At 61.6% G+C, this 19,740-nt stretch carries 20 protein-coding genes and 1 pseudogene; 14 read left to right on the top strand and 7 right to left on the bottom strand.

The features are described 5' to 3' along the window. Positions 1–138 precede the first annotated feature (138 nt). From ACT3UQ_RS00145 to ACT3UQ_RS00155, 3 genes are read right to left on the bottom strand one after another with little or no spacing between them, the layout of a single operon-like run. Positions 139–840, bottom strand: a complete 702-nt coding sequence (locus tag ACT3UQ_RS00145) for a demethylmenaquinone methyltransferase (RefSeq protein ID WP_105553638.1) — start codon at positions 838–840, stop codon at positions 139–141. A gap of 58 nt (positions 841–898) precedes the next feature. Then, positions 899–1,870, bottom strand: coding sequence for an SRPBCC family protein (locus ACT3UQ_RS00150; protein WP_105649784.1), 972 nt, complete (start codon positions 1,868–1,870; stop codon positions 899–901). Positions 1,871–1,881: 11 nt separating this feature from the next. After that, positions 1,882–2,220, bottom strand: coding sequence for an ArsR/SmtB family transcription factor (locus tag ACT3UQ_RS00155; protein ID WP_105553636.1), 339 nt, complete (start codon positions 2,218–2,220; stop codon positions 1,882–1,884). A 237-nt stretch (positions 2,221–2,457) separates the two neighbouring features. On the opposite strand from ACT3UQ_RS00155, the gene ACT3UQ_RS00160 reads away from it, so the two are divergent. Beyond that, entirely contained in the window at positions 2,458–3,678 is a 1,221-nt protein-coding gene (locus ACT3UQ_RS00160; protein WP_444636299.1) for a GAF domain-containing protein, read from the top strand. Between the two features lie 9 nt (positions 3,679–3,687). On the opposite strand, the gene ACT3UQ_RS00165 is transcribed toward ACT3UQ_RS00160, so the two are convergent. After that, positions 3,688–4,533 carry a LysR family transcriptional regulator gene (locus ACT3UQ_RS00165; protein ID WP_444636300.1) on the bottom strand — a complete coding sequence of 282 codons (846 nt, stop codon included), beginning with the start codon at positions 4,531–4,533 and terminating at the stop codon, positions 3,688–3,690. Positions 4,534–4,617: 84 nt separating this feature from the next. Between ACT3UQ_RS00165 and ACT3UQ_RS00170 the strand changes: the two genes are divergently transcribed. The 5 genes from ACT3UQ_RS00170 (at position 4,618) to ACT3UQ_RS00190 (ending at position 9,351) form a co-directional block, all read left to right on the top strand. Then, positions 4,618–5,529 carry an EamA family transporter gene (locus tag ACT3UQ_RS00170; protein ID WP_444636301.1) on the top strand — a complete coding sequence of 304 codons (912 nt, stop codon included), beginning with the start codon at positions 4,618–4,620 and terminating at the stop codon, positions 5,527–5,529. A gap of 126 nt (positions 5,530–5,655) precedes the next feature. Then, complete coding sequence (gene adh / locus ACT3UQ_RS00175) at positions 5,656–7,179, top strand: aldehyde dehydrogenase (protein ID WP_105553633.1); 1,524 nt, start codon at positions 5,656–5,658, stop codon at positions 7,177–7,179. Positions 7,180–7,329: 150 nt separating this feature from the next. After that, entirely contained in the window at positions 7,330–8,358 is a 1,029-nt protein-coding gene (gene adhP / locus ACT3UQ_RS00180) for an alcohol dehydrogenase AdhP (RefSeq protein WP_444616686.1), read from the top strand. A gap of 108 nt (positions 8,359–8,466) precedes the next feature. After that, positions 8,467–8,880 (top strand): DUF779 domain-containing protein, encoded by a 414-nt coding sequence (locus ACT3UQ_RS00185; RefSeq protein ID WP_444616688.1) that lies wholly within the window; start codon positions 8,467–8,469, stop codon positions 8,878–8,880. 9 nt (positions 8,881–8,889) lie between these two features. Next, the gene (locus ACT3UQ_RS00190; protein ID WP_444616690.1) at positions 8,890–9,351 is read left to right on the top strand and encodes a pyrimidine dimer DNA glycosylase/endonuclease V; all 462 of its coding nucleotides are present in this window, start codon (positions 8,890–8,892) and stop codon (positions 9,349–9,351) included. A gap of 110 nt (positions 9,352–9,461) precedes the next feature. Here the strand turns inward: ACT3UQ_RS00190 and ACT3UQ_RS00195 are convergent, their stop codons facing one another. Further along, positions 9,462–9,914, bottom strand: a complete 453-nt coding sequence (locus tag ACT3UQ_RS00195; RefSeq protein WP_105553630.1) for a hypothetical protein — start codon at positions 9,912–9,914, stop codon at positions 9,462–9,464. 264 nt (positions 9,915–10,178) lie between these two features. Beyond that, positions 10,179–11,756: a BCCT family transporter gene (locus ACT3UQ_RS00200; RefSeq protein WP_444636302.1), complete on the bottom strand. Its 1,578-nt coding sequence runs from the start codon at positions 11,754–11,756 to the stop codon at positions 10,179–10,181. A 504-nt stretch (positions 11,757–12,260) separates the two neighbouring features. Between ACT3UQ_RS00200 and ACT3UQ_RS00205 the strand changes: the two genes are divergently transcribed. The 8 genes and pseudogenes from ACT3UQ_RS00205 to ACT3UQ_RS00240 all read left to right on the top strand — a co-directional run bounded on the left by ACT3UQ_RS00205 (position 12,261) and on the right by ACT3UQ_RS00240 (position 18,611). After that, complete coding sequence (locus ACT3UQ_RS00205) at positions 12,261–12,833, top strand: LLM class flavin-dependent oxidoreductase (protein WP_444636303.1); 573 nt, start codon at positions 12,261–12,263, stop codon at positions 12,831–12,833. A gap of 466 nt (positions 12,834–13,299) precedes the next feature. After that, positions 13,300–13,602, top strand: a complete 303-nt coding sequence (locus ACT3UQ_RS00210) for an urease subunit gamma (RefSeq protein ID WP_444636304.1) — start codon at positions 13,300–13,302, stop codon at positions 13,600–13,602. A 14-nt stretch (positions 13,603–13,616) separates the two neighbouring features. Further along, positions 13,617–13,919, top strand: a pseudogene (locus ACT3UQ_RS00215) (urease subunit beta); the annotation flags it as partial. A 248-nt stretch (positions 13,920–14,167) separates the two neighbouring features. Next, positions 14,168–15,880 carry an urease subunit alpha gene (gene ureC / locus ACT3UQ_RS00220; protein WP_105553627.1) on the top strand — a complete coding sequence of 571 codons (1,713 nt, stop codon included), beginning with the start codon at positions 14,168–14,170 and terminating at the stop codon, positions 15,878–15,880. A gap of 35 nt (positions 15,881–15,915) precedes the next feature. After that, complete coding sequence (gene ureE, locus ACT3UQ_RS00225) at positions 15,916–16,389, top strand: urease accessory protein UreE (protein WP_105553626.1); 474 nt, start codon at positions 15,916–15,918, stop codon at positions 16,387–16,389. Continuing rightward, complete coding sequence (locus ACT3UQ_RS00230; protein WP_105553625.1) at positions 16,370–17,065, top strand: urease accessory protein UreF; 696 nt, start codon at positions 16,370–16,372, stop codon at positions 17,063–17,065. The genes ureE and ACT3UQ_RS00230 overlap by 20 nt, the downstream gene beginning before the upstream one ends. A gap of 47 nt (positions 17,066–17,112) precedes the next feature. Then, positions 17,113–17,724 carry an urease accessory protein UreG gene (gene ureG, locus ACT3UQ_RS00235; protein ID WP_105553624.1) on the top strand — a complete coding sequence of 204 codons (612 nt, stop codon included), beginning with the start codon at positions 17,113–17,115 and terminating at the stop codon, positions 17,722–17,724. Further along, positions 17,724–18,611: an urease accessory protein UreD gene (locus ACT3UQ_RS00240; RefSeq protein WP_258133583.1), complete on the top strand. Its 888-nt coding sequence runs from the start codon at positions 17,724–17,726 to the stop codon at positions 18,609–18,611. Before ureG ends, ACT3UQ_RS00240 begins: the two co-directional genes overlap by 1 nt. A gap of 12 nt (positions 18,612–18,623) precedes the next feature. On the opposite strand, the gene ACT3UQ_RS00245 is transcribed toward ACT3UQ_RS00240, so the two are convergent. Beyond that, positions 18,624–19,607: a diaminopimelate dehydrogenase gene (locus ACT3UQ_RS00245; protein ID WP_105553623.1), complete on the bottom strand. Its 984-nt coding sequence runs from the start codon at positions 19,605–19,607 to the stop codon at positions 18,624–18,626. Between the last annotated feature and the right edge of the window lie 133 nt (positions 19,608–19,740).

Genomic DNA, 19,740 nt, shown 5'->3' on the forward strand with positions numbered 1-19,740 from the left:
CTTGGTCATTGGCTGGCTTAGTAGGTATCCATGCAATCGAGTGTAACAGCAGGTGATGGGGCGGGAAAAGGTGTGCTCGAGCACTTTCGGCCCGTATCCATTTGCGGATACGGGCCGAAAGCCGGCTAGTGCGTTGGTCTACTTCCAGGCGCGGTGCACGGCGACCACGCCGCCGGTCAAGTTGCGGAATTCGACGTTCTTCCAGCCAACATTGATGAACTTCTGGCCCAAGTCCTGCTGGTTTGGCCAGGCGGCGATCGACTCGGCCAGGTAGGCATAGGCCGAAGGGTTCGAGGAGACCAGGTAGCCCAGCGCGGGAATTACGCGCGGCAGGAACTGCTGGTAGGCCACCTTGATCGGAGTGACGGTGGGGGTGGAGAACTCGGCCACCACGATGCGCCCGCCGGGCTTGGTTACGCGGTGCATCTCGGACAGGGCCTTCTCGGTGTCCGAGATATTGCGCAGACCGTAGGAGATGGTCACCGCGTCGAAGGAGTTGTCCTCGAATGGCAGGTCGGTGCCGTCGCCGTAGACGAACTCAAGCTCCGGGTAGCGCTTGCGCCCCTCGGCCAGCATGCCCTCGGACATGTCGCAGGCGGTCACCGTGGCTCCGGCCTTGGCCAGCGGCATCGACGAGGTGCCGGTGCCGGCGGCCAGGTCCAGGATGCGCTCGCCGGATTTGGGCGCGATCGCCTCGGTGGTGATCTTGCGCCAGTAATTCACGATGCCGCCGGTCATCAGGGTATTGAGTAGATCGTAGCGAGGGGCTACATTATCGAACATCTCCTGGACCTGGTTGGCCTGCTTATCCAGGCCCGCGCGCACATTGTGGGAAGTCATGCTTCCAAGTGTTTCATATTCGAGGATGCCCGAGCGCCGGATGTGGGGCGAATCGCGTTCAGAGCAGAGATTCTAGCCGCGCGTAGCTTGCCTCCATCCCGTCGGTCATTCCGGTAGCCAGCACCATGTCACGCGTCTGGGCATCGGGATAGGTGATCACAATCGACAGCAGTGTCCCCTCGCTGCTTTCGGCGAATGTCGACTCGTTGATAGTCGGCGGATAGTCGGTGTCGATCATTTGTTCGGTGGTCCGCTCGTACGACTTGGGAAGTAGTTCGAGCAGCTCGCCGGTGAATCCAAAGCCCTGTCCCTCGGTGCCGGTCTCCGGCTCCCACCGGTAGCGGTAGGTTCCGCCAACGGACTCGGGCAGCACGCATTCGGTCATCTTCCAGCCGTCGGGACCAAGCAGCCAGCGCTTCATAAGCGCCGCGTCATGGTGTGCCTGCCAAACCTGATCGCGGGTTCCGCGAATGATGCGGCTAACGCGAATTTGGGTATCCGAAAGAATCTGGGCTTCGGTGGTGAACGTTCGGGCATAGTTGCGCAGATCTATCAGCACCTGTTCGATCTGGCTCATGGCCGAACGGGTCCCGTCGATCATGCCCATGTCGACTACTTGTTCCAGGTCTGCCGCGGAATCGAAATTCGCCGTAATGGTCAGCTTGGTGCCGTCTGGCTGCGGATCAAAGCTGAAGACCATACGGGTGGTCGGCAGCTCGGCGTTGGGCGTGCCGTCGGCATTTGCAAAACCGTCGGTGACTTCGAAGAACTTCTGGTCGACGATTTCATTCCATTCCCAGTAGCCGTGGAACTCCTCTCCTTCGGGCGAGGTCATGTGGTAGTGGGTGCGGCCGCCTGGTGCGGCATCGTGACGGGTGAAAGTTGCCGGGTATTCGACCGGTCCCCAGAACTTCTCGATCTGGCGCGGATCGAGGTAGGCATCCCAGAGCCGGGATACCTTGACCGGGAATTCGGCGTGGACCGTGAGGGTGAGGGATTCTGCGTCTTTGACAACTGATGTGACGGGCATGAGATTACTCCTTAGGGAGTCTCGTCGGCGAGGAAGTCATCGAGCCGGCTTATGCGCTGGCGCCAGATGTCCTCGAGGGATGAGAGTAGTTCCTGCGCGTGCCGGATGGTGTCCGGCTGCCCGCGAACTATGCGCTCGCGGCCACGTGCGATCTTGCTGACCAGACCGGCGGCTTCCAGCGCGGCCACGTGCTTTTGCACGGCGGCAAAAGACATGTCGTAGCTGGCAGCCAGTTCGGAGATGCTGACCTCGGCGTGCAGGGTTCGCCTCACGATGTCTCTTCGTGTGGCATCTGCCAAGGCGCGGAAAACCTTGTTTGACTGCTCTTCGCTCAACTCATATACAACCATTTGGTTGTACGATACTCGGATGCTCGGGGAAGGTAAAGAGCGGCGGGCAAAAAAGTGGAAATTCAACCAAAATTCAGGGTACTTATCGACTATGGATAACGTTATTTCTAGATGATTTGTCGCCTTGATTTTACGTCCCTCGATGCAATAAGCGGCAGGCTCTACTAAAGCTTTCGGAGTTCGCCTAAACTGGGTGGAATTGCAAAAGCGATCCATTCATCCGGGTAGGGGAGGCATATGAGCGGGCCCGCCATAAATTGGACTGACGCGTCGCGCCAGGCCTTGCAAGCCCGCGAACTCCTAGGCGCCCCCGACACTGGCTTGGGTGATCTTCCGTTGCGGCACGATGTGCGCGAATCCTGGAAGAGGTCATTGGCCCACGCCTCGGCCGTCGAACAGCCCGCCGTGCTGAGCAACGAGCGGTTGCGCCTGGAACGCGAGCGGAGCGAACTGCAGCGCATCTGGCCGGTGTTTGAAAAGCTGCTCGTGCCCGCGGCTACGGACGCCAATCTGCTGGTCGCCTTGGCCGATGCTGGTGGGACCTTGCTGTGGGTTGCCGGCAGCAATGGTGCACTGAGCCAGGCCGAAGGGGTCGGTTTCATGGCGGGTGCCGACTGGGCCGAGAGGTCTGTGGGGACTTCCGCCCCCGGAATGGCGCTGGCCACCGGGTCCGGGTCGCAGGTATCGGGCGCTGAGCACCTGTATGAGCGGGCGCAGCAGTACAGCTGCTCGGCGGTCCCGATTCGGAACCCGCGCACCGGACAGGTAATTGGCGCGATCGACCTGACCGGCGGCCCGGATGCGATCGCCACGCATTCGATGCCGTTGCTGCAAGCGGCCGTCATGGCCGCCGAAACCCAGCTGCTCCTGCCGGGAGTCGGGGTCGTGGCGGACCCCGACTATCTGGATCTGGGCCGCTGCGATGGGGTGTATCTGGGATCGTTGCCCATTTCACTGCGGCATGCCGAAATTCTGACGCTGCTGGCTCAGCACCGTGATGGCATGAATACCGCCCGGCTGGTGGAGGAGCTTTTCGAGCGGCCCGATGCGGCGGCCGAAGGCACGGTGCGCGCCGAAATGGTCAGGTTGCGCAAGGTCCTGGCCGGACTTCCCGGACGGACGCTGACCTCCCGGCCCTACCGGCTGCAGTGGGCTCTGCAAACGACCTTGGGCCGCCTGTGGGATGCGCTGGAGCTAGGGGACCTGGAAGCGGCGTTGCAATTGTATTCGCCCGGACTATTGGTTCGCTCGCAGGCCCCGGGGGTCCTGATGCTGCGTCATCGGACCGAGGCGGCGTTGCGGGAAATGGCGCTGGACCGGGGTCGGCCGCAGCAGCTGTTGAATCTTGGCCGGCAATTGGCCGATGCCGACCTTTTGCGTGCGGCCTTGCGCGAATTGCCAGCCGATTCGCCGGCGCGTTCGCTGATTGTTGCAGAGGTCCAAGAGCTGGAGGCGTAGGCGCTTCCATTATCCGTGCTGCCGTCCCTGGCGAATCTTCTCCAGCACCAGCGCGAGGGCCGGCCAGGCGCCACGCCCGGTGCGGGTCCGGGCGAAGGCGCGCAGTCGCAGGTCGGGGTTCTGCAGCGGCAGAATCGTGATCCCATCCCGCCCTGGCCGGTTTTCCGGTAGCAGTCCCACGCCTAGCCCGGCCAGGATCAGGTCTTCGACCAGATCCAGGCTGTCGGCCTGGTGGCGCATGGCCGGGGTGAATCCGGCCATCGAGGACAGTAGCCGCAGGACCGACTCGTCGGCGACGTTGCGCGAATTCCCGATCCAGTCGCGGTCGCGGAAAGCTGCCAGCACCGCGGGGGCATCAGGGGCCCCGCCGCCGGTGGCCAGCCGCACGGCGTCGGCGGTGGGCACTCCCAGCCCCCAGGGAGTGCTCCACAGCTGAAGCGTGTCCACCCCGGGTCCGGCATCGTCCGGGGCCAGATTGTAGTCGTAGGTCAGGGCCAGGTCGATCTCGTCCACCGCCAGCCGGGCCAGGGCCTCGGCGGGCTCGTGCTCCAGCACCACGATCCTCACCGCGGGGTGCTCTAGCGCCAGCTCCTCGAAAATGGGCATCAGCGTGGTGCGGATCGCTGCGTCGACCGCGCCAAGGATGCTCTGCGCGTGCTCCGCCAGCCGGCGGCCGGCGGGGGTGAGCCGGACGCCGCGCCCGTCGGGTTCCAGCAACCTGGCGCCGGTCTCCTTGGACAGCTGCGCGATCTGCTGGGAGACGGTCGAGGTGGTGGTTCCGAGCACATCGGCGACGGCCCGCATCGAGCCCATGCGGGCCAGCTCGTACAGGTATTGCAGGCGGCGGGTATCCATAGGTTCCATTGTGCAGGATTCATTAACAATATGTTGATGATTCTCGCGTGGACATGGATGACTTTTCTCGGCTCTACTGGAGCCATGAACTCAACTGCCGCGAACACTTCCAACTCCGCCGGGGCCGGCTCGCTGATGGCCTTTGCCGCGATGGGCTGCGTGCAGCTAGGCCTTGCCGCATCGATTGGACTTGCCGGAACTCTGGGCTCCGAGGGCGTCGCCTGGCTGCGCCTAGCCTGGGCCGCCGTCATCCTGGTGGCCATTGCCCGTCCCTGGCGCCTGCGCTACTCCCGGGCAACACTGGGGATTTGCGCCCTGCTGGGGTTGGCCACCGCGGGTATGACGCTGGCGTTCATGAGGGCGGTGGAGACGATCCCGCTGGGTACCGCAAGCGCGCTGGAGTTCATGGGTCCGCTGTCTGTCGCCATCATCCAGGGCCGGGGCCGCGGACGCTGGTGGGCGCTAGTCGCGGCCGCCGGGGTGCTCGGGCTGACCGAACCGTGGCAGGGGTCCGCGGATCTGGCGGGCGTGCTTTTCGCGCTGGTCGGCGCAGCTTGCTGGGCCCTCTACGTCCTGCTCACGCAGCGCGCCGGGGATGCGGTGGACGGCATTGGCGCCCTGGCCATCTCGATGCCCATCGCGGCCATTGCCGCCACGGTGGTGGTGGGCCCGGAGGTGATCGGCCGGATGGACCTGCCGGTGCTGGCCATCGGGCTTGGGCTCGGGCTGCTGCTGCCGGTCATCCCTTTCAGCCTCGAGCTGCTGGCACTGCGCCGACTGACTGCCTCGGCGTTCGGGACCCTGATGTGCCTTGAACCTGCCATCGCCATGGTCGTCGGGTTGCTCTTCTTGCAGCAGATCCCGAGCCCGGCGGCCATTGCGGGCATCGTGCTGGTCATCTTGGCCGGCGTCGGCGCCACGCGCACCGGGCGGCGCGATCCGACTGCAGGCCCGCCAGCGGTGGTGGACTCCCCGTCTCCGGTCATGCCGCACTGAACTTCCTCAGCGGCGGCGCGGGCATGCAACCTAACCGCAACCTTTGAGTGACTAGAGTCACATTCATGGCCGGGTGGCGGAAACATTCCGCCACCGCACGGATGATGACGAAGGAGTCGTGAAGCAATGAGCGTCTACGCAAACCCGAACACCGATGGGGCACTAGTCAATTTCAAATCGCGCTACGAGAACTATATTGGTGGTGAGTGGGTTGCCCCGGTCAAGGGCATGTATTTCGAAAACGTCACCCCCATTACCGGAAAGTCCTTCTGCGAAGTGGCCCGTTCAACCGCCGAGGACATCGAACTAGCACTGGACGCCGCCCATGCGGCCGCACCAGCCTGGGGAAAGAGCAGCCCGGCGGCCCGCGCGGTCATTCTGAATAAGATTGCGGATCGCATCGAGGACAACCTCGAGATGCTTGCCGTCGCCGAGACCTGGGATAACGGCAAGGCGGTGCGTGAAACCCTGAATGCAGACCTCCCGCTGGCGGTAGACCACTTCCGCTACTTCGCCGGTGCGATCCGCGCCCAAGAGGGTTCGCTGTCGCAGCTGGATGAGGACACCACCGCCTATCACTTCCATGAACCGCTGGGTGTGGTCGGTCAGATCATCCCGTGGAACTTCCCAATTCTGATGGCGGTCTGGAAGCTGGCTCCAGCGCTAGCCGCCGGCAACGCGGTAGTCCTCAAGCCCGCCGAACAAACCCCCGCCTCGATTCTGGTGCTCGCCGAACTCATCGGTGACCTGCTGCCTGCCGGTGTGCTGAACATCGTCAACGGTTTCGGCGTAGAGTGCGGCAAGCCGTTGGCGAGCAACAAGCGCATTCGCAAGATCGCGTTCACCGGCGAAACCACCACCGGCCGACTGATCATGCAGTATGCCTCCGAGAACCTGATCCCGGTCACTTTGGAGCTCGGCGGAAAGTCCCCGAACATCTTCTTCGAGGACGTCGCGGCCAAGGATGATGCGTTCTACGACAAGGCGCAAGAAGGGTTCACGCTTTTCGCGTTGAACCAGGGCGAGGTCTGCACCTCCCCATCGCGAGCACTCGTCCAGGAAAGCATCTACGGCGAGTTCATGGAAAAGGTCATCGCCCGCACCGAAGCCATCAAGCAGGGCAACCCGCTGGACACCGAGGTCATGATGGGGGCGCAGGCCTCCAACGACCAGCTGGAGAAGATCCTCTCCTACCTGGATATTGGCAAGGCCGAAGGCGCGAAGCTGCTGACCGGTGGTGCCCGGGCGGAACTCGGCGGTGACCTGGAAGGCGGCTACTACGTGCAGCCGACCATCTTCGAGGGCCAGAACAAGATGCGCATCTTCCAGGAAGAGATCTTCGGGCCGGTCGTAGCGGTGACGAAATTCAGCGACTACGACGACGCGCTGAGCATCGCCAACGACACCCTCTACGGTCTGGGCTCCGGCGTCTGGAGCCGCAACGGCAACACCGCCTACCGTGCAGGCCGCGATATCCAAGCGGGACGTGTCTGGGTAAACCAGTACCACGCCTACCCGGCGCACTCGGCCTTCGGTGGCTACAAATCCTCCGGTATCGGTCGAGAGAACCACCTGATGATGCTGGATCACTACCAGCAGACCAAGAACCTGCTCGTCTCCTACTCGGAGAACAAGCTCGGCTTCTTCTAAGCCGGCAAACCGCCGCCGGCTACGCTAGAAAATTCAAGAGACCCCGAAGGCGTGGGGTCACCTAGGTGCTCGCCCGGGGCACGATTGGACTCATTCCCGGACATGCACGTGTGCTCCCACGCCTCCAAAGCAATGCAAAGGAAAAATTACATGACTACGATGAAAGCCGCAACCGTTGAAGGCTTCGGAGAAGAGCTCCTGATCAAGGACGCGCCGATTCCCGAGCCCGGCCCAGGGCAGGCCCTGGTGAAGCTGATTGCCTCCGGTGTTTGCCACACTGACCTGCACGCGGCGGAAGGCGATTGGCCGGTCAAGCCGAAGCTTCCGCTGATCCCCGGCCACGAAGGTGTGGGAACAGTTGAAAAGATCGGCGAAGGCGTCATCGAGGTAGCGGTTGGAGACCTGGTTGGAAATGCCTGGCTGGCCAGCGCTTGCGGTAGCTGCGAGTTCTGCCGTACCGGCTGGGAGACCCTGTGCGAGTCCCAAGCCAACGGAGGCTACTCGCTGGACGGTTCCTTTGGCCAGTACATGCTAGTCGACGCTAAATTCGCCGCGCAGATTCCGGAAGGATCCGACCCGCATGAGATCGCTCCGGTGCTATGCGCTGGAGTGACCGTGTACAAAGGGCTGAAGATGACCGGGGTGCGCCCGGGCCAATGGGTCGCAATTTCCGGTATCGGAGGCTTGGGCCACATCGCCGTGCAGTACGCGGTTGCCATGGGAATGCGTGTGGTTGCCATTGATGTGGCAGACGAGAAACTCGCGCTGGCGACCAAGCATGGCGCGGAAATCACGGTCAACGCGTTCGCGCAGGAACCTGCCGACGTCATCCAGGAAAAGATCGGTGGAACTCACGGTGTGCTGGTTACCGCAGTGCACCCGGCAGCCTTTGGGCAGGCTATCGGCATGACCAGGCGCGGTGGAACGATCGTATTCAACGGTTTGCCTGCCGGTGATTTCCCCGCACCAATCTTCGACATTGTGCTCAAAGGCTTGACCATCCGTGGATCAATTGTTGGCACCCGCCAGGACATGATCGAGGCTCTGGAATTCTATGCGGATGGCAAAATCAAACCGACATTCCACACCCGGAAACTCGATGAAATCAATGCGGTCTTTGACGAGATGCGTCACGCCAAAATCGATGGACGAGTGGTCATAGACTACCTGGAGAAATAGTAGGACACTGGCCCTAACGGGTTTGCCGCAAGGACCGTTGCCCGGGTTCAACGAACCATCGTTGCATCCGGGCAGCGGTAATTAACCGCTATCGCAAAGGAGTACTCCATGAGCACCGTCACCGAATCCCGGGCTGCGATCGTTGGGGAAGAATTTTCCCGCGTCGCCTTTACGGACGAGACCCTGGAATTGCTGCGCAAACTCTGGAATATCCATGGACCATTGATGTTCCACCAATCTGGTGGTTGCTGCGACGGTTCATCGCCTATGTGCTATCCGGCAGGCGATTTCAAAACCGGCAATGCGGACATCCTGCTCGGGGTGCTGGAGCTAAAGGACGCGACGGGAGAAGAATTGGGGCAGATCGACTTTTGGATGTCCAAGGAACAATTCGAATACTGGAAGCACACCAAGCTCACCGTGGATGTGGTCGACGGGCGGGGATCGGGCTTTTCCGTGGAGGCTCCGGAAGGCAAACGTTTCCTCATCCGCAGCGAAATCATCGAGTTCCCCACGGCGTAGGATCATTGAATGCGCCTCTGGTCCCTACATCCCGAACTGCTCGATGCCAAGGGTCTTGTCGCATGCTGGCGTGAAACACTGCTGGCCCAGAAAACTCTCGCCGGGCAGACCGCCGGCTATGTAAATCACCCGCAATTGGTCCGCTTCCGGGCGTCGGGCGCCCCGTTGCGGATGGTGGGGGCATACCTGCAGGGGCTTCACGATGAATCGTTGAAGCGCGGGTACCGGTTTGACCAGACGAAAATTCTGCACTCCGTGCCAGCAGGGAGCCGCGGTCAACTGGCTGTCACCAGCGGCCAATTGAATTTCGAGTACTGCCACCTGCTGCGCAAGCTGGAGATTCGTGCCCCAGAAAGCGCCAGCGCACTGATGGCGCGGGAGGTCGGCGGGCTGCCGCCTCATCCGCTATTTCGTGTGGTGCCCGGTCCGGTCGAAGCGTGGGAAAAAGACGTTCACGCCGCAGACGAGTAGACCGTTCAAGATTCGGTGCCCGGCCTCGATAGGCAATTGCGTGAATACTGAATCTTCAGGGCCTGCTTGGTGCAGGGCACGATCCAACGGACCGTTACTGTGCGGTACCGCTAGATCTTGGGCAAGGCTTGCAGCCAAACCGAGATGCGCTCCAACTGCGCTGAGTCAAGCAGTAGCACGATCTCTAACCCGTCGTTTGCCGGCCGAAGCAGGACTGCGGAACCGGCGGGGAGCCCGGCTTGGGCCGATAGCGCTTTATCGGCTATGGAGCCTTTGGCGACGCCTGAGACCATGCAGAGGAAAAGTTCGGTATCGCTGCCATTCCAGGATTCAGCAATTGAATTTTTCCTATCGAAAAACCGTTGCAGATCATCTCGGTGGAACCACCCGGCGCCCAATTCGAATCTAATTTCCGCAACAGTAGCCAAGGAGCGGGACTTGAATCCTGCAGGCGCACTCGTAGCGCGCAGGACGAATCCCGGCCCTTCCAGCTGCGGGACTAGGGCTAAGCCAGGCTGAATTTTCTCCGGATCAACGGATTTCTTACGTCCAAACCAAGCCAAGCGGAATTCCTTTACCTCAGGTGCCGGGCCAGGTAGCCGACCTTTGAACCCAACCTTTGAACCCAACCTTTGAACCCAACCTTAGTTCAGTCCTTCGGCAGGTCCGCAAAAACACTTGAATCTGATTAGTGGCAGCATAAAGCAAGGCCGCCACAGCAGCGTCGCGCATTTCTGCGTGAGCCACTGTGGCGTAGATGCCTAAGGATTGGGCCGTTGGGCTGCGGCGCGAGTATTAGTTCGTGCGCAACTCGGCGACTATCGATCCTATGATTTAACCAAAACCGGGAGACCTGAATCTCTGCGCAGTTCCATCGTGAGCGATATTCCCAGTAGCGCCACGATGATCGTAAATGGCAGCGCCGAAAGCATTGCTGCCTGTTGGAGGGCGGAGAGCCCGCCAACTAGCAACAGCAGCACTGCGCTCAGGCCGGTGAGGATGCCCCAGATGCCCAGAACCGGACGCGTTGGGTTCAAATGCCCATTGCTGGACATCATGCTCAAAACAAATGTGTTTGCGTCTGCGCCGGAGACGAAGAACAGCACGACCAAGATTATGGTCACCACGGAGGTGAGCTCTACCAGTGGAAGCTCGGCGAGCATCGCGAAGAACGCGGAGTTGAGATTCTCCGAGGTTTGCGCCGCGATCGGAGCACCATCCATCTCGAACTTGATTGCGCTTGCGCCGAAGATGGTGAACCATGCAAAGAACACCAAACTTGGAATGCCCAGAACGCCTGCGACGAACTGACGAATGGTGCGGCCCTTGGATATCTTGGCAAGGAATACTCCGACAAATGCGCCCCAGCTAAGCCACCAGGCCATCATGAAGTACGTCCACCACTGCATCCACTGAAGGTCATCAGGCGTAGTCGGAGTGATTAGTGAAACCTGGAAGAAATCATTGAAGTACTGGCCTACGGAGCGGAAGAAAATATTTCCGATAAAGCTGGTGGGGCCGAAGATCAAGACGAATAGTGCCAGCAGTACCGACAATGACATCGTGATCTGGCTGATGTACTTGATGCCGCGATTGACCCCGGAAAGTGCAGACAAGGTGAACAGGACGGTGATGACCGCGATAATGACAATTTGCACGCCGACACCTGTGGCAAGACCGAATACTCGGTTCAGGCCCTCTTCGATTTGCGCAGCGCCCAGACCCAATGAAGTCGTGGTGCCGAACAGCGTCGCCAGAATGGCAAACACGTCAATCAGCTTGCCGAACCAGCCGTCCACGAGGCGTCCGAGAACCGGTCGCAACATCGGTGAGACGAGCCCCGGGCGGCCCTTCCGGTGCGTGGAGTAGCCGATTGCCAAGCCGAAGACGCCGAAGACCGCCCAAGCATGCGGGCCCCAGTCAAAGAAGCTGAACTGCAGTGCGCGAACTGCCGCGTTCAGGGTGCCAGGGTCTTCCAGACCGTGTGGCGGGGCCATGAAGTGCGAGATCGGTTCTGCTACGCCGTAGCTGATCAGACCGATGCCCATCACGGCGGACAAGATCATTGCCAGCCAAGCCCAGGTGGAGTATTCGGGGCGTGAATCCTCGCTGCCCAGCCGGATGCCGCCGTAGCGGCTCGTTCCTAGGAAGATCATGAGTCCGATGCATCCTAGGGTCACCACCAGGTAGCTCCAACCGACGGTGCGCGTGACCCAGTCCATGCTGGAGGTCATCAGCGCGCCAAGGCTTTCCGGTGAAAGGCTAGCCCAAAGCAGGATCCCCACCAGCAGAATCATGGCGGTATAGAAAACGCTGCCTACACGCGGTTTCTCGCCGAGGGCGTTGTCTAGGTTCTTGGCCGAGGAGACATTGCTGGACTCCTCCGCCAGAGTTTTTTCGACCATGTTTTTCTCCGCTTCGATGTTCTGACATCGCATGACACGGTGCCTAGGAGGTCGGCTGATTGACGGGTGCTAGAGCGTCTCTAGATTTGCGCCGTCGTAGAATCGACCGGCCTAGTAGGCCATCGGTTCGATGTTGGAAACTTCTGCGTGACGAACGCGGCGCACGAAAATGGTGAGAGTTCTGATCTGGAAGAGTTCGCGATTTTCCGCCACAATCATTGCGATTGGGGAGTTGTTCAACGGGCTTCAGCCAGAATCTTCTTGCCAAACGATATCAGCGAAGTTGTCAGCCGAATTAGAAAAGAAGGACGAAACAGGTGTCTATCTGCTCACGTGAAGGGGCACAGTTGGCTAAGTGAACAGAGGCGAACAACGCAGAGCAGGTAGAAGAAATCTGATGTACTCACACCATAGCCAGCGGGGCTCAAAGGGATTGAAGAGTAATCAGAGATGGCCAAAGCCTTAGGTTTTCCGCTTTCAGCTCTAGTTCCCAGGAATAAGCCGGTGCAGCGCGACCTGCCTGTATGGGTTGCCGCGCGCAGCCCGGAATCCCATGACTTTGCCGTGGCCAACGGCTGCAACGTGATGGTCACTCCGCTGATGAAGGGCGACGAAGAAGTCCAGTCCCTGGTGGAGAAGTACGAAACCGCGATTGCCGACCACCCGGAAATTGCACAGCGTCCGGAGATCATGGTCCTGCGCCACACCTATGTTCACGCCGAAGACGAGCCGGAGGGCTGGCGTGCGGCCGCCGAAGGCGTGCAGAAGTTCTACCGCACCTTCGACGCATGGTTTGGAAACAAGCAGGAACCGGTAGATGGGTTCATGGAGCCAAGCCCCATCGAAAAATTCGCCGGGCGAGAAGAATTCTCTCCCGAATCCCTGCACAAGTCCGCAATGATCGGCACCCCTGCCGAAGTAGTCGAGCGCTTGCGCCGCTATGAGGAGCTGGGAGTCACCGAGTTCAGCTTCTGGAACGACAACACGCTCAGCCATGCCGAAAAGAAGCGCTCGCTCGAGTTGTTCATCGAGCAGGTAATGCCGCACTTTGCGCAGGTTGAGGCGTTGCAAAAGTAGCAAGTGATCCGCGCCCGAGCCGGGAATCGACATCAACAGTCGAATCCCGGCTTTTGGCGTGCCGCAGGCGAATGCATCCATCCAAAAAGAATGCGGCACCACCCCGCGCCTCGGTTGCCCATACCACCAGCAAATCTGGACTGCAGGTGAATAACCATGCTTATTCACCTTCCCGCGGCCAGAATTATTTATACCCGCGCCCGGTACCCCAAAGGACGGCAAAAATCTGGCGCTGAAATGGTGTTGATTTTTCACTCTAATTGAAACTTGACATGGCGGTTAGTGGTGATTGTGACAAACGTTGGTGCAATCTAGGCGGGGCGACATCTTTCCCGAATTCCGGTGCTCCGAGCGCTTCGAGTTGGCTCTGCTATCGTTGCCTTAAATGCAGGTCGCAAACCTGGCCTAGAACAAATCCGACGGCATGAAATTAACGTCAATTTGTTAATTATTTGGAAGGGAACTGATGCATTTAACTCCCCGCGAGCAAGAGAAACTAATGATCGTCGTCGCGGCCGATCTGGCCCGCCGCCGGCAAGAACGCGGTTTGAAGCTCAACCACCCCGAAGCGGTGGCCATCATTACCTACGAACTTATCGAGGGAGCGCGCGACGGACGCACCGTTGCCGATCTGATGAGCTACGGTACAACGATCCTGACCCGCGAAGATGTCATGGACGGAATCTCAGAGATGATCCACGACGTCCAGATCGAGGCAACGTTCCCCGACGGGACCAAGCTGGTCACCGTCCACAATCCGATTCGTTAAGTACAGGAGTAGAGATGAAACCGGGAGAGTACATACTTGCCGATGGCCCAATCGTCTGTAATGCGAGTCAACAGACCCGAATCCTGAACCTGGTCAACCGCGGGGACCGGCCGGTCCAGGTCGGCTCGCACTTCCACTTTGCAGAAGCCAACCCGCGGCTGGATTTTGACCGAGTCGCAGCCCGCGGATTCCGCCTGGACATCCCTGCGGGAACCGCCGTGCGCTTTGAACCAGGGGATGCACGCACCGTGCACCTGGTGGAATACGCCGGCGCACGCGAAGTCCACGGCTTCCAGGACCGGGTGAACGGACCGCTGGGACGCACCGTCCCGGTTGTCGAAACCGACGCTATTGGCGGTTCCGCGGGTATCGACCCGATCGTCGAGGCCGATCTGGTCGAGGATTACGATATCGATCTGCCCAACAAGAGCGAAGAAACAATTGGTTTCCACACCACCTTCGGCGTGGACCCGGTGGACGAGAGCTTGCCGCCCAAGCCGCATAAGGTCCGGCAGGCCGAGAAATCGCAGACGCCAGGCCCGGACGAAGAGCAGGAGAGCTAAAGATGAGCTTCGAACTCAGCCGCAAGCAATATGCGGAAATGTACGGGCCTACCACCGGCGACGCCATCCGCCTGGCAGACACCGAACTTATCCTTGAAATTGAAAAGGACTACACCACCTACGGCGAGGAAGTCGTCTTCGGCGGCGGCAAGGTCATCCGCGACGGCATGGGTCAAAACGGACGGTTGACCCGTGACCAGGATGTGCCCGATACGGTGATCACCAACGTCGTTGTGCTGGACTACACCGGCATCTACAAGGCGGATGTGGCCCTGCGCGATGGGCATATCTTCAAGATCGGCAAGGCCGGCAACCCGGATATTTCCGATGGCGTGGACATCGTCATCGGCGCGGCCACCGACATCATCGCCGGCGAGCACAAGATCCTCACCGCCGGGGCCATCGATACCCATATCCACTTCGTCTCCCCGGACCAGGTTCCGGTGGCCTTATCCGCCGGCACCACCACGCTCATCGGTGGCGGAGCGGGCCCCTCGGACGCTTCCAAGGCCACCACGGTTACCCCCGGACCTTGGCATATCTCCCGGATGCTGCAGGCGGTGGAGAACCTGCCGATCAACATCGGTTTGCTCGGCAAGGGCCACGCCAGCGACCGTGCGCCGCTCGCCGAACAGGTACGCGCCGGGGTGATCGGGTTGAAGATCCACGAGGACTGGGGCGCCACCACCTCATCCATCGACAACTCGCTGAAGGTTGCCGACGAATTCGACGTGCAGGTGGCCATCCATGCCGATACGCTCAACGAATGCGGCTTCGTGGAAGACACCATCGCGGCCATCGCCGGACGGGTGATCCACACCTTCCACACCGAAGGCGCCGGCGGCGGCCACGCCCCGGACATCATCCGCATGGCGGGGCTGCCCAACGTGCTTCCGGCATCCACCAACCCGACGCTTCCCTACACCAACAACACGGTGGACGAGCACCTGGACATGCTGATGGTCGCGCACCACCTGAATGCCGATATTCCCGAGGATGTGGCCTTCGCCGACTCGCGGATCCGCCCGGAGACCATCGCCGCCGAAGACGTGCTGCACGATATGGGCGTTTTCTCGATTACCTCCTCGGATTCCCAGGCCATGGGCCGGGTGGGAGAGGTCGTCTTGCGCACCTGGCAGGTAGCCGACGCGATGAAACGCCAGCGCGGCAAGCTGGAGGGCGACGGCGTGGTGGGGGACAACTTCCGGCTCAAGCGCTACGTCGCGAAGTACACGATCAACCCGGCCATTGCCCACGGCATTGCAGATTCCATCGGCAGCGTCGAGGAAGGCAAATTCGCCGACCTGGTCCTCTGGGATCCGGCATTTTTCGGGGTCAAGCCGGAGATGATCATCAAGGGCGGACAGATCATCCAGTCGGTGATGGGAGATGCGAACGGGTCCATCCCCACCCCGCAGCCGCGCACCATGCGGATGAACTTCGGTGCCTTGGGCACCGCGGTGCAGGCATCATCGATCACCTTCCTGTCCAAGGCGGCCATCGACGAGGGCGTGCCCGAGCGGTTGCGCCTGCGCAAGGTGATCCGCGCCTGCCAAGGAATCCGCGAGCTGTCCAAGTCGGATCTGAAATATAACAGCGGGACCCCGGAGATCCTGGTTGACCCGCAGACCTACCAGGTCACCGTGGACGGTGAGCTGGCCACCTGCGAACCTTCAGAGGTTCTGCCGATGGCTCAGCGCTATTTCCTGTTCTAGGCCGTTTGCGGCCCGGCAAATTCTAGAGGAGAACTATGATCATTGAACAACTTGTGGGCAATGTCCACGAGCTGCCGGCCGAGCGGTACGCCGGCCGGCACCACGAAAAGGTGGTGCTGCCCAGCTCCGCGCTGGTCAAGAGGATTCAACGCGTCACCAGCGACCACAACCGGGAACTGGGGATCCGGCTGGCCCCCGGCCCGGACCTGCGGGACGGGGACATCCTGTACCTTTCGGATACCGAAATGATCACCGTGTCGGTGTTGCCCACCGACGTGCTGGTGATCGCCCCGCGCAGCATCCTGGAAATGGGGCAGGTCGCCCACGCGCTGGGCAACCGCCACCTGCAGGCGCAGTTCTTCGGCGAAGAATCCGAATACGCGGCGCAGGTGATGGTGGTCCAGTACGACCACACCGTGTCCGACTTCCTGGAGCACCAGCAAACCCCGTACAACCGGCAAGAACGCGTGATGCCGGTACCGTTCCGCCATGCCGAACACACCCACTAGCGCATCGCACCTGCTGACCCTGATGCAGCTTTCCGACTCGGCATTGCCCACCGGGGCATTCAGCCACTCCTTCGGGATGGAAAGCTATCTGGCGGACGGAGGGGTGCATGACGAGGAGAGCTTCGCCAAGTGGGTGGAGCTGTTCCTCACCCAATCGCTGAGCTACACCGACGGGCTGGTGGTGCGCCTGGCCCACGAGGCGATGAGCCCGGAGCGGATCATGGAGTTGGACGCGATGATCCACGCCGCGGCATTGCCGCGGCAGCTGCGCGAAGCCGCCGTCAAAATGGGCAAGCGGATGCTCGCGGTGGCCAGCGTCGTCTCTCCGAGCGAGGAACTCGAAGGCTATGTGCAGGCGGTTGAATCCGGGCGCTGCGCCGGGCATCCGGGGATCGCCTTCGCGCTCGGTGCCCGCGCGGCCGGAGCCCCGGTGGCGGACACCGTGAACAGCTATCTGTTCTCCACCGTCACGAGCCTGACGCAGAACGCCATCCGCGCGATCCCGCTGGGCCAGAATGCGGGCCAACGGGTACTGCGCGCCATGCACGAACCGGTGACGCGCTCCGTGGCGAAGATCTTCAGCCTTGATGACGGAGACCTGGGCGCCGCGATCCCTGGCCTGGAGATCGCGCAAATGCGACATGAGCACCTGCGCGCCCGCATGTTCATGTCTTAGTACACCGGCCGCCGATTGGCGGCCCCAATAATTTGAGGAGCACAACAATGGAACCAATCCGCATTGGCGTCGGAGGCCCGGTCGGGGCCGGCAAAACCCAGCTCATCGAGCGCATCACCCGCGCGCTGGATGGCGAGATCTCCATGGCCGCCATCACCAACGACATCTACACCATCGAGGACGCCAAGATCCTGGCCGCCAACGGGGTGCTGCCGCTGGATCGGATCGTCGGGATCGAGACCGGAGGCTGCCCGCACACCGCCATCCGCGAGGATACCTCGATGAACTCTGCGGCCATCGAGGAGCTGAAGGCCAAGCACCCCGATCTGCAGATCATCTTCGTGGAATCCGGGGGAGATAACCTCTCGGCCACATTCTCTCCGGAGCTGGTGGATTTCTCCATCTACATCATCGACGTGGCCCAGGGCGAGAAGATCCCGCGCAAGGCCGGGCAGGGCATGATCAAATCCGACCTGTTCATCATCAACAAGACCGATCTGGCCCCATACGTCGGAGCCGATTTGTCGGTGATGGAGTCGGACTCCAAGCAGTTCCGCGCGGACAAGCCATTTTGCTTCACGAACCTGAAAACCGATGAAGGCCTGGAGCAGGTTATTGGCTGGTTGCGCCGCGACGTGCTGATGACGGATCTGGGCTAGTGGCCGCTCCCACCGCGCGCCGCGCGTCGGCGCTGGCTCCCACTCCGTTCACCGGCCGGCTGGTCGGGGAGCTGCGGCTGCGCATCGGCCGGCGTTCGGGCAAGGACATCGCCACCGCGCAGTACCATCAGGGTGCCTTGCGGGTGCTGCGTCCGCACTACCTGGATGACAGCGCGCAGGTCTGCTACACCATCGTGAACCCCGGCGGCGGGTACCTGGGGGCCGATCGCTACGGCATCGAGGTGGAGGTGGAAGCCGGCAGCAGCCTGCTGCTGACCACGCAGTCGGCCACCAAGGTCTACCGCACCCCGCAGGGCGAGGCCAGCCAGGAGATGCTGGTGCGCTTGGGATCCGGTGCGGTACTTGAATACCTGCCCGACCAGCTGATCGCCTACCGGGATGCCAGCTACCGCCAGGAACTGGTGGTGGATATGGCGGCCGATGCCTCGTTGGTGCAGTTCGAGATCCTCACCCCGGGGTGGAGCCCGGACGGCACGCTCTTCCGCTATGACCAGTTGCGGCTTCGCACGCAGGTGCGGGTGGAGGGGAAGCTGGCGGTGCTGGACAACCTCTGGGTGCAGCCGGGGGAACAGTCGCTCGACTCGCAGCTCTACCTCCAGCAAGCTACCCACGTGGGCATGCTGTTGGCGGTGGATGCGCGCATCGACGCGGCGCTGGTGGAGCAACTGCGCGAGGTCGCCTACCGGATTGCCGGGCAGCAGCGCCAAGCGGTGCACGTGGGCGTCTCGCAGACGCCCACCGCCGGGGTGGCCGTGCGCACGCTTGGCACCTCGACCGAGTCCGCCACCGCGGTGATGCTGGGCATCGTCAACGAGCTGCGTGCGCGCTTGCGCGGCCAGGGGCCGGTGAACCTGCGCAAGTACTAGCGCAGGTTGGGTTTAGAGCATGTCCGCGCGCAGCTGTGCCGCGGAGCGTGGCGAAAGCAGCCCCGGGGCCACATCGAAGACGGTCTGCGCGCCGGTGGTCCCGGCGCGGTTCATGCGGTGCACCGCGCGGGCATAGGCCACCAGCACGCTGGAGGTGAACTCCGGGTTGGAGCCGAGCGCCAGCGAGTACTCGATAACCTGCTTCTGCGCGTCGCTGGTAGTGCCCGAACGGATCACGAATCCGCCGTGCGGCATGTCCGAGTGCTCGGCCGCCAGCTGCTGCGCGTCGATGAAGTGCACGGTGGTGTCATACTGGTCGAAATAGTGCTCCATGCTCACGATTGCCTGGCGCACGGTGTTCTCATCTGCGCCGTCTTCAAGGACCACGAAGCATTCGCGCTGGTGCTTCTCGCGGGTGCTCAGGCTCGGGCGCAGCCCGGCGCGCACCTGCTCGATCGCCTCGGGGCTGGGGATGGTGTACTGCACGCCGGCGGCGACTCCGGGCACGCGGCGCACCGCGTCGGAATGTCCCTGGCTCAGCCCGCGGCCCCAGAAGGTGTAGGTTTCCCCGTCCGGCAGCAGGGCTTCGCCATAGACCCGGTTGATGGAGAACATGCCCGGATCCCAACCGGCGGAGATGAGCGCGGTCTTGCCCGCGGCCTTCGCCGGGGCGTCCACGGACTCGTAGTACTCCGGGATGCGCGCGTGGGTGTCGAAGCTGTCCACGGTGTTGAATAGCGCCGCCAGCCGCGGGCCCTGTTCGGGCAAGTCGGATTTGGAACCGCCGCAGAGGATCAGCACGTCGATATCGTCGACGTGCTCGGCCAAGACGTCGACCGAGTAGCGCGCGGCTGGCTGGGCCAGTTCGAGGCTCTGCGGGTCGCGGCGGCTGTAGACACCGACCAGTTCCATATCCTGGTTCTTGGAAATTGCGGCCTGCACGCCGCGGCCGAGGTTGCCATAGCCGGCTATGCCAATACGGATTTTCGAAGACATTAGAATCACAGTCCCTTGATCTGGCTTGAGAGCCGCGGTCATTGGCCGGCAGGAGGTGGCTCACTGGCCGGAGAAGAAGTGGCGAAAGGCGCCGGTGGCCAAGCGCCACCACTTGGGATTATTCCAAAGAAGC

The organism is Glutamicibacter sp. AOP12-B1-11 (assembly GCF_052379245.1).
GTDB lineage: Bacteria > Actinomycetota > Actinomycetes > Actinomycetales > Micrococcaceae > Glutamicibacter.